The organism is Pseudomonas cichorii (assembly GCF_018343775.1).
Lineage (GTDB): Bacteria > Pseudomonadota > Gammaproteobacteria > Pseudomonadales > Pseudomonadaceae > Aquipseudomonas > Aquipseudomonas cichorii.
The window spans coordinates 1,697,469-1,713,816 of the sequence record NZ_CP074349.1 but is presented as its reverse complement, the minus strand read 5'-3'; the positions used below and the strand labels follow the sequence as shown (position 1 = coordinate 1,713,816).

General features: G+C 57.7%; 18 protein-coding genes. 8 read left to right on the top strand and 10 right to left on the bottom strand.

From position 1 onward, the window contains the following. The first annotated feature begins 97 nt into the window (after positions 1-97). Together KGD89_RS07680 and lpxH are read left to right on the top strand one after the other, a co-directional pair. Complete coding sequence (locus KGD89_RS07680; RefSeq protein WP_025259211.1) at positions 98-601, top strand: peptidylprolyl isomerase; 504 nt, start codon at positions 98-100, stop codon at positions 599-601. Continuing rightward, on the top strand, positions 598-1,344 hold the full coding sequence (gene lpxH, locus KGD89_RS07675) for a UDP-2,3-diacylglucosamine diphosphatase (RefSeq protein WP_025259210.1): 747 nt from the start codon (positions 598-600) through the stop codon (positions 1,342-1,344). Before KGD89_RS07680 ends, lpxH begins: the two co-directional genes overlap by 4 nt. A 155-nt stretch (positions 1,345-1,499) precedes the next feature. Here the strand turns inward: lpxH and KGD89_RS07670 are convergent, their stop codons facing one another. From KGD89_RS07670 to miaE, 4 genes are all read right to left on the bottom strand, one after another. After that, complete coding sequence (locus KGD89_RS07670; protein ID WP_025259209.1) at positions 1,500-3,029, bottom strand: DHA2 family efflux MFS transporter permease subunit; 1,530 nt, start codon at positions 3,027-3,029, stop codon at positions 1,500-1,502. 63 nt (positions 3,030-3,092) lie between these two features. Continuing rightward, positions 3,093-4,298: an HlyD family secretion protein gene (locus tag KGD89_RS07665; RefSeq protein WP_025259208.1), complete on the bottom strand. Its 1,206-nt coding sequence runs from the start codon at positions 4,296-4,298 to the stop codon at positions 3,093-3,095. Between the two features lie 73 nt (positions 4,299-4,371). After that, the gene (locus tag KGD89_RS07660) at positions 4,372-4,860 is read right to left on the bottom strand and encodes a MarR family winged helix-turn-helix transcriptional regulator (protein WP_025259207.1); all 489 of its coding nucleotides are present in this window, start codon (positions 4,858-4,860) and stop codon (positions 4,372-4,374) included. Between the two features lie 151 nt (positions 4,861-5,011). After that, the gene (gene miaE, locus KGD89_RS07655; protein WP_025259206.1) at positions 5,012-5,623 is read right to left on the bottom strand and encodes a tRNA-(ms[2]io[6]A)-hydroxylase; all 612 of its coding nucleotides are present in this window, start codon (positions 5,621-5,623) and stop codon (positions 5,012-5,014) included. A 150-nt stretch (positions 5,624-5,773) separates the two neighbouring features. On the opposite strand from miaE, the gene KGD89_RS07650 reads away from it, so the two are divergent. Further along, on the top strand, positions 5,774-6,634 hold the full coding sequence (locus tag KGD89_RS07650; RefSeq protein WP_025259205.1) for a universal stress protein: 861 nt from the start codon (positions 5,774-5,776) through the stop codon (positions 6,632-6,634). Positions 6,635-6,660: 26 nt separating this feature from the next. Here the strand turns inward: KGD89_RS07650 and KGD89_RS07645 are convergent, their stop codons facing one another. Continuing rightward, entirely contained in the window at positions 6,661-7,131 is a 471-nt protein-coding gene (locus KGD89_RS07645; RefSeq protein ID WP_025259204.1) for a DUF1289 domain-containing protein, read from the bottom strand. 400 nt (positions 7,132-7,531) lie between these two features. Here KGD89_RS07645 and acnB point away from each other — a divergent pair, with 400 nt between their 5' ends. The 3 genes from acnB to KGD89_RS07630 all read left to right on the top strand — a co-directional run bounded on the left by acnB (position 7,532) and on the right by KGD89_RS07630 (position 11,575). Then, positions 7,532-10,132, top strand: a complete 2,601-nt coding sequence (gene acnB / locus KGD89_RS07640; RefSeq protein ID WP_025259203.1) for a bifunctional aconitate hydratase 2/2-methylisocitrate dehydratase — start codon at positions 7,532-7,534, stop codon at positions 10,130-10,132. A gap of 152 nt (positions 10,133-10,284) precedes the next feature. Beyond that, complete coding sequence (locus KGD89_RS07635) at positions 10,285-11,163, top strand: alpha/beta hydrolase family protein (RefSeq protein WP_025259202.1); 879 nt, start codon at positions 10,285-10,287, stop codon at positions 11,161-11,163. Beyond that, the gene (locus KGD89_RS07630; RefSeq protein WP_025259201.1) at positions 11,153-11,575 is read left to right on the top strand and encodes a MarR family winged helix-turn-helix transcriptional regulator; all 423 of its coding nucleotides are present in this window, start codon (positions 11,153-11,155) and stop codon (positions 11,573-11,575) included. The genes KGD89_RS07635 and KGD89_RS07630 overlap by 11 nt, the downstream gene beginning before the upstream one ends. 9 nt (positions 11,576-11,584) lie before the next feature. On the opposite strand, the gene KGD89_RS07625 is transcribed toward KGD89_RS07630, so the two are convergent. After that, positions 11,585-12,511: a LysR family transcriptional regulator gene (locus KGD89_RS07625; protein WP_025259200.1), complete on the bottom strand. Its 927-nt coding sequence runs from the start codon at positions 12,509-12,511 to the stop codon at positions 11,585-11,587. A gap of 142 nt (positions 12,512-12,653) precedes the next feature. Here KGD89_RS07625 and KGD89_RS07620 point away from each other — a divergent pair, with 142 nt between their 5' ends. Further along, a complete protein-coding gene (locus KGD89_RS07620; protein ID WP_025259199.1) occupies positions 12,654-13,058 on the top strand; it encodes a RidA family protein in 405 nt (134 codons plus the stop codon). 37 nt (positions 13,059-13,095) lie between these two features. Here KGD89_RS07620 and KGD89_RS07615 read toward each other — a convergent pair whose 3' ends face one another. From KGD89_RS07615 to KGD89_RS07605, 3 genes are all read right to left on the bottom strand, one after another. Next, entirely contained in the window at positions 13,096-13,668 is a 573-nt protein-coding gene (locus tag KGD89_RS07615; protein WP_162883680.1) for a molybdate ABC transporter substrate-binding protein, read from the bottom strand. A gap of 36 nt (positions 13,669-13,704) precedes the next feature. After that, positions 13,705-13,893, bottom strand: coding sequence for a hypothetical protein (locus KGD89_RS07610; RefSeq protein WP_051427718.1), 189 nt, complete (start codon positions 13,891-13,893; stop codon positions 13,705-13,707). Positions 13,894-13,963: 70 nt separating this feature from the next. Next, complete coding sequence (locus KGD89_RS07605) at positions 13,964-14,734, bottom strand: type 1 glutamine amidotransferase domain-containing protein (protein ID WP_025259198.1); 771 nt, start codon at positions 14,732-14,734, stop codon at positions 13,964-13,966. A gap of 180 nt (positions 14,735-14,914) precedes the next feature. Here KGD89_RS07605 and KGD89_RS07600 point away from each other — a divergent pair, with 180 nt between their 5' ends. Then, positions 14,915-15,820 (top strand): LysR family transcriptional regulator, encoded by a 906-nt coding sequence (locus KGD89_RS07600; RefSeq protein WP_025259197.1) that lies wholly within the window; start codon positions 14,915-14,917, stop codon positions 15,818-15,820. A gap of 10 nt (positions 15,821-15,830) precedes the next feature. Here the strand turns inward: KGD89_RS07600 and KGD89_RS07595 are convergent, their stop codons facing one another. Next, complete coding sequence (locus tag KGD89_RS07595; RefSeq protein WP_025259196.1) at positions 15,831-16,271, bottom strand: YqaA family protein; 441 nt, start codon at positions 16,269-16,271, stop codon at positions 15,831-15,833. Positions 16,272-16,348 lie beyond the last annotated feature (77 nt).

The window sequence follows — 16,348 nt, the reverse complement described above, 5'->3', positions numbered from 1 at the left end:
AAAAGCAGCAAAATACCTGAAATATGTAACCACCCCTGTAAACTGCACGTCAGGGTAATACCGCGCCCATTCACGAATGCCAAGAGAGCGAGTAAGCATGTCCAAAGTAAAATTGACCACCAACCACGGCGATATCGTTCTGCAACTGAACGCAGAGAAGGCTCCGCTCACCGTTGCCAACTTTATCGAATACGTTAACGCTGGCCATTACAGCAACACCATCTTTCACCGTGTCATCCCTAACTTCATGATCCAGGGCGGCGGTTTCGAGCCGGGCATGAAAGAGAAGAAAGACAAGCGCCCAAGCATTCAGAACGAAGCCAACAACGGCCTGCCGAACAAGAAGTACAGCGTTGCCATGGCCCGTACCATGGAGCCGCATTCGGCATCCGCCCAGTTCTTCATCAACGTGGCTGACAACAGCTTCCTGAACCACAGCGCACCGACCGTTCAAGGCTGGGGCTATGCCGTGTTCGGTGAAGTGATCGAAGGCAGCGAAGTGGTCGACAAGATCAAAGGCGTTTCAACCACCAGCAAATCCGGCCACCAGGACGTACCGTCCGAAGACGTCATCATCGAGAAAGCAGAGATCGTTGAGTGATACTGCTGATCTCCGACCTGCATCTTGAGGAAAAGCGCCCGGATATTACCCGGGCGTTTCTGGATCTACTCTCTGGCCGGGCTCGCCAGGCCAAGGCGCTGTATATCCTCGGGGACTTCTTCGAGGTCTGGGTCGGCGACGACGCCATGTCGCCGTTCCAGAGTTCGATCTGCCAGGCCCTGCGCGAACTGAGCGACAGTGGCACTCAGATTTTCCTGATGCACGGCAACCGGGATTTCATGATCGGCAAGGCGTTCTGCAAGGCGGCTGGCTGCACCTTCCTGAACGACCCGAGCGTGGTTGCGCTAAACGGTGAGCCGGTACTGTTGATGCACGGCGACAGCCTGTGTACACGCGACGAAGGCTACATACGGATGCGCCGTTACCTGCGCAACCCGCTGACCTTGTGGATATTGCGGCATCTCCCTTTGAATACCCGGCACAAGCTGGCGCGTAAGCTGCGCAATGAAAGCCGTGTGAAAACCCGCATGAAAGCCAATGACATCGTCGATGTCACACCCGAGTTCATTCCCCAGGTGATGGAGCAATATGGCGTCCGCACACTGATTCACGGACACACCCATCGCCCGGCCATTCATAAGTTGCAGATCGGCGACCAGACCGCACAACGCATCGTGTTGGGCGACTGGGACCGTCAAGGCTGGGCCTTGCAGGTGGACGAACAGGGCTTCTCCCTGAACGCCTTCGACTTCCCGCCTGAGCAGATGACACTGCTGAACTGAATCTGCTCAGTGGGAGGGAGCTTGCTCGCGACGGGGCCGGGAAATGAGAAAGAAACTCATCACCCTCCAGACCCTCTTCGCGACCAAGGTCGCTCCCATAGACTGAACTGCCCCCAGACTTATCCAACCCTTGGGGGGCAGTCCGACCAAGCTATTTAATGACCGCCCGGCGCGGCCTTGGCGGCAAACGGCGGTTTGGCCAGCCAGACCAGCAGAATCAACCCCGCAAACACCCAGCCCAGCATGTAGAAGTAATCCACCGTGGACATCATGTAAGCCTGGCTGTTGAGGGTCTGCTCCAGTTGCGCATAAGCCTGTGGGCTTGCGCCGCCCAGGCTGTTGAGTGCGTCGCGGGTAGCAGGGTCGAAGGTGCTGATGTTTTCACTCAGGTAGGCATGATGCTGATCGGCGCGACGAATCCATATCCAGGTCGTGAGGGATGCCGCAAAGCTGCCACCCAGCGTCCTGAGGAATGTCGCAAGACCCGAACCGTCGGCGATCTGCTGAGGTGGCAAGTCCGAGAGCAGGATGCTCAAGGTCGGCATGAAAAACAGCGCCACGCCGATCCCCATGAACAACTGCACCAGCGCCACATGCTCGAAATCCACCTCGTTGGTGAACCCAGCCCGCATGAAGCAACTCAGGCCCATAGCCAGAAATGCCAGTCCGGCCAGCAGACGCAGGTCGAACTTGTGGGCATATTTACCAACGAAGGGCGACATCAGCACCGGCAGGATACCGATAGGCGCCACCGCCAGTCCGGCCCAGGTTGCGGTGTAGCCCATCTGGGTCTGCAACCATTGAGGCAGCAGCAGGTTGATCCCGAAGAAGCCGGAGTAACCACCGACCAGCACCAGAGTACCGATCCGGAAGTTGCGGTAGGCAAACAGCCGCAGATTGACGATGGGATGCTTGTCGGTCATTTCCCAGATCACGAACACCGACAACGCCACAATGGAAATCACCGAGCCGATCACAATGAAGTTCGACTCGAACCAGTCCATGTCATTGCCCTTGTCCAGGACGATCTGCAATGCCCCAACCCCAATGATCAGGGTCAGCAGCCCGACGTAATCCATGGGCTGACGGCTGGTGCTCACCGGACGCTTGGCCATTTGCGTACGCACCACCCACACCGCAAACAGGCCGATGGGAACGTTGATGAAGAAAATCCACGGCCAGCTGTAACTGTCGGTGATCCAGCCGCCCAGAATCGGCCCGGCAATCGGTGCAACCACCGTAACCATGGCCAGCAGCGCCAGCGCCATCCCCCTTTTAGCGGGCGGATACACCGCGATCAACAGGGTCTGGGTCATGGGATAAAGGGGCCCGGCGACCACGCCTTGAAGAACCCGGAAGCCCACCAGCTCCGGCATCGACTGGGAAATCCCGCACAGAAACGAAGCCAGCACGAACAGCAGGGTCGCCCACAGGAACAGCTTGACCTCACCGAAACGGCGGCTCAGCCAGCCAGTCAGTGGCAAGGCAATCGCGTTGCTGACGGCAAACGACGTGATGACCCAGGTGCCCTGCTCCGAACTCACGCCCAGATTCCCGGAAATGGTCGGCAAGGCAACGTTGGCAATGGTGGTATCGAGGACCTGCATGAAGGTCGCCAGGGACAGGCCGATGGTGCACATCAACAGGCTGGGCGGCGTAAATGAGGCCGGGGCGTTGTTACTCATCGCAAATCCCTTGAAACTGAAATGCTGCCCCGACCTGAAGGACGGGGCGTGCGGATTGGCGGATCAGCGCTGCGCAGTGGCTTTGCTGTTGGCGGCGCTGTTGTCATGGATCAGGCGCGCGATCATGGCGTCGGCATCGGCCAGTTGCTCGGCATAGATGTTGGTGCTGAAGCTCGCCTTTTTCGGCGGTTGCTGAGCCAGTACCGGACCACTCTGGTCATGCAGATTGACATCAACCGTAGTGGACAGGCCGATCCGCAGCGGGTTGTTCGCCAGCTCATCGGGGTTGATGTGAATCCGCACCGGCACGCGCTGGACGATCTTGATCCAGTTGCCGGTGGCGTTCTGGGCTGGCAGCAGAGCGAAGGCACTCCCGGTCCCTGCACCCAGGCTGTCGATGGTGCCGCTGTATTTCACATGGCTGCCGTACAGGTCCGAGGTGATCTCCACCGGCTGGCCAATGCGCATATTGCCCAGTTGCGTCTCTTTGAAATTCGCGTCGATCCACAGCTGATCCAGCGGAATCACCGCCATGGTTGCAGTGCCCGGCTGAATCCGCTGGCCCAGTTGCACGGTACGCTTGGCCACATAACCGGTCACCGGCGACACAACCGTCGTGCGGGCATCGGCCAGATACGCCTGACGCAGTTGCGCAGCGGCAGCTTTCACGTCGGGGTGAGAAGAAACGACGGTGTCATCCACCAGCGCAACGCTGCTGGCCAGTTGCTGCTGAACATTGCTCAACGAACTTTGCGCGCTGGTCAGGTCATCCTTGGCGTGGGACAGCTCTTCCTGGGAAATCGCCCCGCTCGCCGCCAGGCTCCGGCGACGGTTGTAGTTGTCCTGGGCCTTCTGCACTTCGGCACGTTGCGCAGCCAGTTGCGCCTTCATGCCATCGACATTGCTGTAAAGCCCGCGCACCTGGCGCACGACCTTGGCCAGATTGGCCTCGGCGCTTTGCAGGCTGACTTCAGCGTCGCTGGGGTCGAACTTGATCAGGACCTGGCCTTCACGCACCAGATCACCGTCATCAGCACCGATACTGATGACCGTGCCGGTAGTCAGCGGGGTGATTTCGACGACGTTGCCATTCACATAGGCGTCATCGGTACTTTCGCTCCAGCGGCCATAAAACTCATGCCAGGCCCAGACCGCCGCACCGCCAAGGATGACGATCAGGGCGAGCACCAACAGCATGAATGTGCGCTTGCCCGGATTTGCATCTTCGGGCGAGCTGGCAGATGGTTTTTCAGTAGCGGCAGTAGCCATGACGAGTACCTGTAGTCGGTGAAGCAGTAATTGCGGGATATCGAGGTTTACCGGGGATGTCGGCGGTGGCCGTTCACTTCGCCCCGGTGGACTTGAAGCTCAGGCGCGTGAGGGTGATGTGGTCGTCGGCGGCCACCAGCACCTTGGTCAGGATTCGCTCAAGGGTTGCGACTTCTTCCTTGTCCAGAACGGCAAAGGTGTCGTTCATCGCGTCGGCACCGATCTGCGGCAGCAGGTCCGAGAGTTTCTGTCCCTGCCCGGTCAACGCCACATGCACCTGGCGTCGGTCGGCTGCCGAACGGGTGCGCACGATCAGCCCCTTTTGTTCCAGACGATCGAGCATGCGCGTCATGGAGCCGCTGTCCAGAGACAGGTGCCGACACAATTCGACGGGGGTATCGAGGGCGAACTGGGAAATGATGATCAGCACCTTGAACTGCGAGAAGGTGACGTCATAAGGCAGCAAATACTTGTCCAGCATGCGGTCCTTGAGAGCATTGGTACGACCGACCAACAGGCCCATCAGGCTGGAATCGAAATTCTCGGACGTGAAATGTTTCAAAGGATCACCATAAAAGCTGCTTAGGCAGTGATGTGGCGATATTACTGCCTAAGCAGCTAATGTCAAAACATTTGTTAGCTGGCTAACAATATCTTCATAAAAAAAACGACCGCTGGTAAGAGTCGGTCGTTTTTGGGGAGCAGGTGAAAAATCAGGCCGCGGCAGGCACACCGCTGTGGAAGCGGAACTCCTCGTCCGGACTTTCGATCAATTCACACTCGGCATGGCGAATCTCTTCAATCTTGGCGTCAACATCGGCTTTATCGCCATAGGTATAGGCCAGCTTCAAGTAGTCCTGAAAATGCCGGGCCTCGGACTTCAACAGCCCACCGTAAAACTTGGCAAGCTCTTCGTCCAGATGCGGCACCAGCGCTGCGAAGCGCTCGCAGGAGCGTGCTTCAACAATGGCACCCACAATCAGGGCGTCAGTCAGCCGGTAGGGATTGTGGTTGCGCACCAGCTTGCGCAATGCCCCCGCATAACGCGCCGAACTGACGTTGGCCATCGGGATTTCGCGCTTGCGGATGATGCTCAGCACCTGCTCGAAATGCCGAAGCTCTTCACGGGCCAGGCGCGACATCTTGCTCAGCAGGTCGAATTTGTCGTTGTACTGGAACATGAACTGAAACGCCGCCCCGGCCGCCTTTTTCTCGTTGTTCGCATGATCGATCAACAGAATGTCCAGATTGCGCAAAGCGGCCTGAACCCAACTGTCAGGCGTGCGGCACAGCAGAAAGGCTTCGATTTCGGGGATCGGGTACATAAGCTCACAGATAGCGGGTTTGCAAGGTCGCGCATTATACGAGGGGTGCGCGCCCGGGGCGACAGAAATGCTGTGATCCAGATCAAGCGACGACCCGATGCACTGCAACTATAGTTGTGGAGCACAACTTGCCTTGTGGAGATTAGCCCCATGCAGTCTATTCGCAGCATCCTGGTGGTCATCGATCCCAACCACGCCGACAGCCTGGCCCTCAAGCGCGCGAAACTGATTGCCGGGGTTACTCAGGCTCATCTGCACCTGCTGATCTGTGACAAGGATCATCCCCATACGCAACAACTCAACGAACTGAAAAGAAACCTTCAGGAAGAAGGCTTCACCGCCAGCGCGGAACAGCACTGGGAAGAGTCCACCCACAAGACCATCTGCAAGGTGCAACAAACCGAAGGCTGCGGCCTGGTCATCAAGCAACACCTGCCGGACAACCCGCTGAAAAAGGCCCTGCTCACTCCCGACGACTGGAAACTGCTGCGTTATTGCCCAAGCCCGGTGCTGATGGTCAAGACGTCAAGGCCCTGGACAGGCGGCGTGATTCTCGCGGCTGTGGATGTCGGCAATGCGGATGAAGAACACAAGACGCTGCATTACAGCATCGTCGATCACGGCTATGACATTGCAGCACTGGCCAAGGGGCACTTGCACGTCATAAGCGCCCATCCGTCGCCCATGCTGTCGGCTGCCGACCCGATCTACCAGCTCAAGGAAAGCATCGAAACCCGATACCGGGAGCAATGCCAGGCGTTCCAGACGGAATTCGATATCGACGACAGCCACCTGCACATCGCAGAGGGTCCGGCTGATGTGCTGATTCCCTTTACGGCCCACCAGCTCGACGCAGTGGTCACCATCATCGGCACCGTGGCGCGTACCGGTCTTTCAGGCGCACTGATCGGCAACACCGCCGAAGTGGTACTCGACTCGCTGGAAAGTGATGTGCTGGTGCTCAAGACCGAGGAGATCATCCGGCATCTGGAGGAGAGGTTTGATGAATGATCACCGGCTCCCACGGCAGGAAAATCTCAATCCCCGAGCGCATCCTTCAGGAACCCCGGCGCGATATATCGCTGGTAATGGGCTTCGGACAGCAGGAAAAACTCACGGTCGATAGCATCGCGCAATTCAGGCAGTGCCCAGTCGCGAAACTCCGGCAGCAGCACGAAGCCATAAGCCTCGACCTGATTGATGACCCGCGCACCGCGAGCGATCAATTGATAGGCCCAGCAATATTCGGACTGATGGGCCACAAAGCGGATCTTGCGCTGGACGAGTTGCATGCGCAGCTTCTCGACATCGAAGACTTCGAGCTTGGCCGCCATCACCTGGACCAGCAGTTGCTCCAGGCGCAGCCAGACCGCTCTTTTCTCGTCTTCGTTGTAGCCATTCCAGTTGACCACCTCATGGTGGAAACGCTTGCAGCCACGGCACACCAGGTCCCCATAAACAGTGGAGCAAAGGCCGACACAAGGCGTTTTGATGATTTGATCAGGCATGGCTGGCAGGACAAGGGCAGGCGAAACGAGAAGGCATGTTAGCCCTTTGTCTAACAAGGGTCACCCCCGAAGATGTAGGGTCTAACTTACCTTTAGCGAAGTTTTGCCGTAGAATCGTCGAGCCTTAGAAGGCGCCAATGTCCGTTAGAAGCTGTTTTCAAAGCGTCACGAGCACAGTCAAGTTAATCCCGCAGTACGGTGTCGACAGGCCATTCCCTCATCACGAATGGCCGTGTCGACCTGACATCCCCCCCGTCCTGCAGGCGTAAAACTTTGAAAACAGCTTCGTTAGGAATTGCCGATACCCTGCCAACAAGGCTCGAAAGCCTTGCGTGGGTGCAGACAATTTCTGGATGAGCGTCCCGGACACCCATTTGGGACCACTGATGAGGGTAATACTGTGCTTGAAGCCTACCGCAAACACATCGAAGAGCGTGCCGCCCAGGGTATCGTGCCCCAGCCGCTTAACGCCGAACAAACTGCAGACCTTATTGAGCTGCTGAAGAATCCTCCCGCTGGCGAAGAAGATTTCCTTGTCGACCTGATCACCAACCGCATTCCACCAGGCGTGGACGAAGCGGCGTACGTCAAGGCCGGCTTCCTGTCTGCTCTGGCCAAGGGCGAAGCCACTTCCCCGCTGATCGACAAAAAACGCGCTACCGAACTGTTGGGCACCATGCAAGGTGGCTACAACATCGTGACTCTGGTTGCGTTGCTCGACGACGCCGAACTGGCACCGGTCGCAGCCGAACAGCTCAAGCACACCCTGCTGATGTTCGATGCTTTCCACGACGTCGCTGAAAAAGCCAAGAGCGGCAATGAGCACGCCAAGGCCGTCCTGCAATCCTGGGCTGACGGCGAGTGGTTCAAGAAGCGCCCTGTACTGGCTGACAAGATCAGCCTGCGCGTCTTCAAGGTCACCGGCGAAACCAACACCGACGACCTGTCCCCGGCACCGGATGCCTGGTCCCGTCCGGATATCCCGCTGCACGCCCTGGCCATGCTGAAAATGGCCCGTGAAGGCATCGTGCCTGACGTGCAAGGCTCCATCGGCCCGATGAAGCAGATCGAAGAAATGCGCGGCCAGGGTTTCCCTATCGCCTACGTCGGTGACGTGGTCGGTACCGGTTCCTCGCGTAAATCGGCAACCAACTCGGTTCTGTGGTTCTTCGGCGACGACGTTCCTTATGTTCCGAACAAGCGTGCCGGCGGTTTCTGCTTCGGCAGCAAGATCGCCCCGATCTTCTACAACACCATGGAAGATGCTGGCGCACTGCCAATCGAATTCGACGTTTCCAACATGCACATGGGCGACGTGATCGACCTGTACCCGCATGAAGGCAAAGTCACCAAGCACAACAGCGACGAAGTCCTGACCACCTTCGAGATGAAGACTCCGGTCCTGCTCGACGAAGTACGTGCCGGTGGCCGTATCCCTCTGATCATCGGTCGCGGTCTGACCGGCAAGGCACGCGCCGAGCTGGGCCTGCCACCATCGGATCTGTTCAAGACTCCGGATCAGCCGGCTGCCAGCACCAAGGGTTTCACCCTGGCGCAGAAAATGGTCGGCAAGGCATGCGGCGTAGAAGGTATCCGTCCGGGCACCTACTGCGAACCGAAGATGACCACCGTCGGTTCCCAGGACACCACTGGCCCGATGACCCGCGACGAGCTGAAAGATCTGGCTTGCCTGGGCTTCTCCACCGATCTGGTCATGCAGTCCTTCTGCCACACTGCTGCTTATCCAAAGCCGATCGACGTCAAGACTCACCACACGCTGCCTGATTTCATCATGACCCGTGGCGGTGTTTCCCTGCGTCCAGGCGACGGCATCATCCACAGCTGGCTGAACCGCATGCTGCTGCCTGACACCGTCGGCACCGGTGGCGACTCCCACACCCGCTTCCCGATCGGTATCTCCTTCCCGGCCGGTTCCGGTCTGGTCGCGTTCGCTGCTGCCACCGGCGTTATGCCGCTGGACATGCCTGAGTCGATCCTGGTCCGCTTCAAGGGCAAGCTGCAACCTGGCATCACCCTGCGCGACCTGGTTCACGCCATTCCTTACTACGCCATCCAGGCTGGCCTGCTGACCGTAGAGAAGAAAGGCAAGAAGAACGCCTTCTCCGGCCGCATTCTGGAGATCGAAGGTCTGGAAAACCTCAGCATCGAACAGGCTTTCGAGCTGTCCGACGCTTCGGCCGAACGTTCGGCTGCCGGTTGCACCATCAAGCTGGCAAAAGAGCCGATCATCGAGTACCTGAACTCCAACATCACCCTGCTGCGCTGGATGATCGAGCAAGGCTACGGAGATCCACGCACTCTGGAGCGCCGCGCCAAGGCGATGGAAGCCTGGATTGCCAACCCTGAGCTGCTGGAAGCCGACAAGGACGCCGAGTACGCCGAAATCATCGAAATCGACCTGGCCGACGTCAAGGAGCCTGTGCTCTGCGCGCCGAACGACCCGGACGACGCACGCCTGCTGTCTTCGGTACAGGGCGAGAAGATCGACGAAGTGTTCATCGGTTCCTGCATGACCAACATCGGCCACTTCCGCGCTGCGGGCAAGTTGCTGGATCAGGTCAAAGGCCAGTTGCCAACTCGTCTGTGGCTGTCGCCTCCGACCAAGATGGACGCTCACCAACTGACCGAAGAAGGCTACTACGGCATCTACGGCAAGGCTGGCGCACGCATGGAAATGCCGGGCTGCTCGCTGTGCATGGGTAACCAGGCTCGCGTAGAACCGAACTCCACCGTGGTTTCGACTTCGACCCGTAACTTCCCGAACCGTCTGGGTGACGGCGCGAACGTCTACCTGGCTTCGGCCGAGCTGGCGTCCGTCGCTTCGATCCTGGGTCGCCTGCCGACCGTCGAGGAGTACATGAGCTACGCGAACCAGATCGACACCATGGCAGCGGACGTATACCGCTACCTGAGCTTCGATCAGATCGCCGAGTTCCGCGAAGCCGCTGCGAACGCCAATATCCCGGTCGTTCAAGCGTAAGCACGAAACACAGCGTTAAAAGAACCCCATCCTTGTGATGGGGTTTTTTATTGACCGCTCATTCATCCCGGCTTCCCGGCCGCCTCAATAAAATGCTTGCGGCGATATATTTCGCATGTTAAATAATTTACTTCACATACGAAATAAATCCCATGAAGACGACAAACCACTCGATCACCTGCCGTGACGGCTATAACGTCGAAGTGACTCTCCATAACGGCGCCAGCCCTGCAAAGGCAGTGGTTCAGATCAACCCGGCGACGGGTGTCACCGAGCGCATGTACTTCCCGTTCGCTCACTATCTGGTCGCCAACGGTTTCACGGTCATCACCTACAACTACCGGGGAGTCAGCAGGAACGGGCCTCATCCGAAAACCGTCAAGGCGGGGTTTATTTCGTGGGCTGACAACGATGTCGAAACCGTCACCCACTGGGTGTCCGGGCAGTACAGCGGTATTCCTCACCTGGCGGTGGGCCATAGCTTCGGCGGGCATGCCATCGGGTTATGCGAAAGCAGCAGCAAACTCAAGGCGGCGGTGACTGTATGCGCCCACGCGGGCTGCCTGAGATTTATAAGGCCCTGGCAGGAGCGCTTGAAAGTGGCGATCCTGCTCAAAGCCCTGGGCCCGATCAGCGCAAATTTTCTGGGCTACTTTCCGGGGCGCAGGCTGGGGATTGGCGAAGATCTGCCAGCAGATGTCATGCGCGAGTGGTCACGCTGGACCAGCCTTCGCCAGTACTTCTTTGACGACCCCTCGGTCAACGCCTCTGCCCGCTTCGCTCGACCGACGTTGCCGATTCTGGCCGTGGGTGTCGACGATGATCCATGGGCCCCCGCCGAAGCCATCGACTTGATGGCGGGACACCTGACTGGCTGTACTGTAGAACGACGCCAGTTTGGCCCGGCAGACAGCGGCGGCTCAGCGATAGGGCATCTGGGCTTTTTCCGTCAACAACATGCCGACACGCTATGGCCAGTAGTGGCAAGATGGCTGGAAACTCAGTTACCGGGTAATCCGAATGGCGCATGACCGTCGCTACGTCTATTTGTTGAATGCCGCTCAAAAGAGCCTGTCCAGATACATAGAACGGCATATCTCGAATCGAGCGGGCATCAGCGCAACCCAGGCTGGCGCTCTCTTTGTACTCAACGGGCAGGATGGGGCTCTCAGCGGCGAAGTCGCGCTGGCGCTGGATATCGCCCCCTCGGCCATGACCGGGCTGGCGGACCGCATGGTCAAGTCGGGGCTGATCGAGCGCCGCGTCGATGAACATGACAAACGCAGCTTTCGTTTGTGGCTGACGGATGCAGGCCGGACAGCGACCTTGCAGGCCACATCGGAACTGGCACCGCTGAATGAAAAACTGACCCAAGCGTTCAGCGATGAGGAAATGGAGGTTGTTTCCAGATGGCTCGCAGCAGTCAGGGATCGCAGCCAGTGACAGCCTGATTCAGACTCCGCGCCGGTCAATGACAGGCGCATGTTGCGTCATCAGCTCAGCTACCCAATCGATAAATACCCGAAGCTTGAGACTGATATGCCGGTTGGGCGGAAATGCCACGTACATCGGCATAGAATCCATGCGCCAATCCTTGAACAGCGGCACCAGATCACCCCGCTCCAGATGAGCTTTGGCCATGTAGTCTGGCACCCACAGAACACCCATGCCGGCCAGACCTGCAGCCAGGTAGGCATTGCCATCGTCCACCGCCAGCACGTAACGCCCATGGACATGAAGACTCTCACCCTCGCGGTGCATGGCATAAGGCAGGGCCTTGCCGGTACGCGCCCACAGGAAACCGACGATGCGGTGATGGGAATCCTCCAGCTCTCGCGGATGCGCAGGTTTGCCGACCCGCTCCAGATAGCTCGGTGCCGCATACACGCCAAGCCTGAGATCACCGACACGCCGAGCCATCAGGGATTGGTCGGTCAACTCGCCACCGCGAACCACACAATCCACATTCTCACCGATCACATCCACGATACGGTCGCTGACGCCCATATCGATCTGGATATCCGGGTATCGCGCATGAAACTCAGGCAGGGCCGGCATCAGAATCGTGCTGGCAAACGGGCTGGGCACATCCACCCGCAGCCGCCCTCTGGGCAAGGCCGAAGCGCTGGACAGGCTGGTTTCGGCATCGTCCAGGTCAGCCAGCAGCCTGACAACGCGCTCGTAATAAACCGCGCCATCAGCCGTGACATTGACCTTGCGCGTCGTTCGGTTGAGCAACTTGACCCGCAAGCGGGCTTCCAGTTGCTGCACCAGTTGCGTCACAGTGGTCTTACTCATGTGCAGGGTTTCGGCTGCTTTGGTAAAACTCCCCGCCTCTACCACCCGCGCAAAAGCCTGCATCGCATCGAAACGATCCATCTCCACCCCGAATAGCTGTTGGATTGTTTGGTTTTTACAAACAGTGATAGCTACAGTTGCTCGTTTATCGCCCGGATACAAGCCCTTAGAGTTCTCCCATCGTTAATGACCGGTCACCCCGACCTGTCGATGGAGATCAACCATGACAAAGCGTGATGCAGTTTTCCCCGCCGGACGCCTGGAGCTTTATGAACGCAATCGCTATTCGCCTGCGATCCGCTCCAATGGCTTTCTGTTCGTTTCCGGCCAGGTCGGCAGCAAGGAAGACGGCTCGCCGGAGCAGGATCTGGTGGTACAGGTCAGGACAGCCTTCAACAATCTGAATGCCATCCTGAAAGAGGCGGGTTGCACCTTCGATGACGTAGTCGATGTCACCGTCTTCATGGTCGACCCCGAATCGAAGTTCGAGAAAATCTGGACGGTGTTCCCTGAGTTCTGGGGCCAGGCACCGCACCCGACACTGACGGCAGTGGGCGTCACCTGGCTTTATGGCTTTGATTTCGAGATCAAGGTGATTGCAAGGATTCCAGAAGTACTTGAGGGTTAAGCAATCCGCCTGGGAAAAGGTGTCACTACGGACAGGGTCATTGCACCGCCGTGACATCGAACCCCGAATGCTTCAACACCTGTAGAGCGGGAGAAGTGCTCAAGTAGTTAATCCAGGCCTGGGCTGCGTGGGGTTGCACAGCATTTTCTGCAACCGCCGCAGCAATCACATTGACGTTCTGGGCAGCATCGGGCAATGGCCCTACGACGTGAATGCCCGGCACTGCAAGCAACTCGCTCATTTGTTGCAGACCCACTTCTGCATCGCCACGCATCAGTGCATGCCCAACCAGCTCCGGCGCTTCGACAATCACACTTTTCGGCTTTAACCGGTCGGCAATACCTAATTGAGGAAACAGGGTTCGCGCCACATAAACCCCGCTCACGCCACTGGAAAATGCGACAGACCTGGCGGCAAGCAGCACGCTACGCAAGTTATCAGCAGTAGAGATATCAGGCTGAAGCGCTCCTGCCTTGATCGCCAACCCGACACGCGATGTGGCGAGATCGACTTTAGTATCGGCAAATAAATATCCCGACCGGACTAGCTCATCCAGCGCCGGGCTGAGCATTATCGCCACATCGACCACCTCGCCACTCTTGATACGCACAGGCAATGCATCGGGAGCTGCGCCATAAGAGGCTCCTCAGGAAAAAATCAGACGATGACGGGTTGATGACTCGAAATCGGCGGCGGCCATCTTCTCGAAGGCCGGCTTCAGTGCCGTGGTAGCCAGCACATGAATATCGGCCGCATTGGCGAAAGGGCCTGATAACAGCAACCCAAAAACACTCAGTAACTGTGTGGCCCTCACTACACGGGCAAAGCATTGCATTTCATATTCCTCGACACCCGGGCTCGCAAACCAGTGCAGTCATGGAGATGACCGCACTGGCTGTCCTGTCTTATTGCGCTCTGGCTTGAAGAAGTTTGACGACAGCCTCTCCCAGGGTCGTTGCAGAGGCAGGGTTCTGGCCCGTCACCAGACGACCATCGACCACCACACGGTTCTCAAAGACCGGTGCTTCTTCAAACGTTGCGCCTGCGGCCTTCAAAGCGCTTTCCAGCTCAAAGGGAACGATCTTGTCGTAATTGCGCGAAGCCTCTTCCTCGGCTGTAAACCCCGTAAGACGACGCCCCTTGATCAAGCGCTCGCCATTGCTGAGCTTCACATCGATCAGACCTGCCGGGCCATGGCAGACGGCACTGACAATCCCCTTGTTCTCATAAATCGTACGCACGATGCCATCGAGTTCAGGATTACGAACAAAGTCCCACATCGGGCCATGGCCGCCTACCAGCAGGACCGCCGCGTATTCAGACGGGTCCACATCCGACAGTTTGAGGGTGTTGCCAAGCTTGTTGCGGTGTTCCGGGCGGGTCCAGAATGCAAGGGTCGCCTTGTCATTGAGGTCGAAACCATCGAACGGAGCCAGTCCCCCTTTCGGGCTGGCGATATCGTAGTCCAGCCCTGCCTTGTCGAAGACCTCGACCGGATGGGTAAGCTCTGGAAACCAGAAGCCCCCAACCTGGTCAGGAGTCTTTTTATCCAGACTGGAAACGACGAGCAGTATTCTTTCGCGCTTCTGATTTTCCTGGGCAAAAACGGGAGTCGCGAAAACTGCAAATGCGGCAATCGCACAGACAAGCCCCGCAAAGTACCTTGCAATCGACATGTTTACTTCCATCAAGTTATTGGCTGTTGCAATCACTGTATTCGTAACCAAAGCGATGAAATAGCCGGTCAGGGCCGAACAGACTGTTTAATAAAACAATGTAATAAGCATGAATTGGCACTGAAAAATGACGTACAGTGCACCGGTCCATGGCGCACCGAATCGGCATGAAGAAACCAGATGAACCACCCCGACAGCTTTGATGGATTGTCAGAATTTCTGGCGATATCCAGGCGACTGAGTATTCGTAAAGCCGCTCTCGATCTTGGCAAAACGCCAGGAGCGGTTAGCCAGGCCTTGCAGAAAATGGAACATCGCCTGGGTGTGCAACTCTTTCATCGCACCACCCGCAAGATGGCGCTGACAGAAGCAGGTATAAACCTGCTGTCGAGAGTCGAGCCGGCAGCACAAGCCATTGCAACAGGGCTGGAAGATGCAGCTCAGTCGGCAAAGGCTCCATCGGGAACGCTCAGGCTCATCGTGGAGCGCCTGGCCCTGCCACATGTGATAGAGCCTGTCTTACCCGCCTTTCGTGAAGCCTGGCCCAGGTTGAATGTGGACATCACCGTCAGCAATCGCCATGAGAACTTTGTCTCGGAAGGTTATGACGCGGGCATTCTGATCGGCTCATACATTGAGCAGGACATGATCGCGGTGCGGCTTTCAAAACCCTTCCAGTGGGCTGTCTTCGGGTCGCCGGAATACTTCAGGACCCACGGAAAACCGAAGGTATCCCAGGATCTCCTACATCACGAATGCATTCGGTTTCGTCGCCCGGAAAAGGGCGATATCTATCGCTGGGAGTTCGTCGAAAACAAGGAAACCGTCAGGATAGAGCCAAACAGCGCCATTACCGTCAATGACGGAGAGCTGATGCGCAGCCTGGCCGTCAAAGGCGTCGGGCTCATCTACTCCTCAACCTTTCACACCTCGCGTGAACTGGCCAACGGCACGCTCGAGCCTGCACTGCTTGATAGCTCCCCGAGTAGTGACGGGCTGTTTCTCTACTTTCCACGATCGGCCCGCAACCAGCCAAAGCTGCGCGCATTCATTGATATGTGCTCAGAAGTATTGAAGACACGGTAACCCGCAGCAATCACAACGCCCACCCCAGCGTCATCGCCGTCAGCACCAGGTAGCGCACCCCTTTCGCCAGCGTGACGATCAGCAGAAAACGCCAGAACGGCTCGCGCATGACGCCCGCGATCATGGTGATGGGGTCGCCGATGATCGGCACCCAACTGAACAGTAGCGCCCAGCGTCCGTAGCGCTTGTAAGTGTGCTGGGCCTTGTCCAGATGACGCTCGCTGACCGGAAACCAGCGCCGATGCCGAAAGCGTTCGATGGAACGCCCCAGATACCAGTTCACGGCTGATCCCAGGACATTGCCTGACGTGGCAACCAGCAGGAGCAGAACCGTTGCATAGCGCTCCGAAAGCAGCATGCCGACCAGCACGGCTTCGGACTGCAGCGGTAACAGCGTGGCAGCGCCGAATGCCACCGCAAAGAGTCCCAGATAACTTGTCAGCTCGAACATCGAGTCATACCTTAATGCTGCCGCGAAACCGGAGGAAATTTATTCGCGAATTACCGTTTTCGCGAATAAATTCGCTC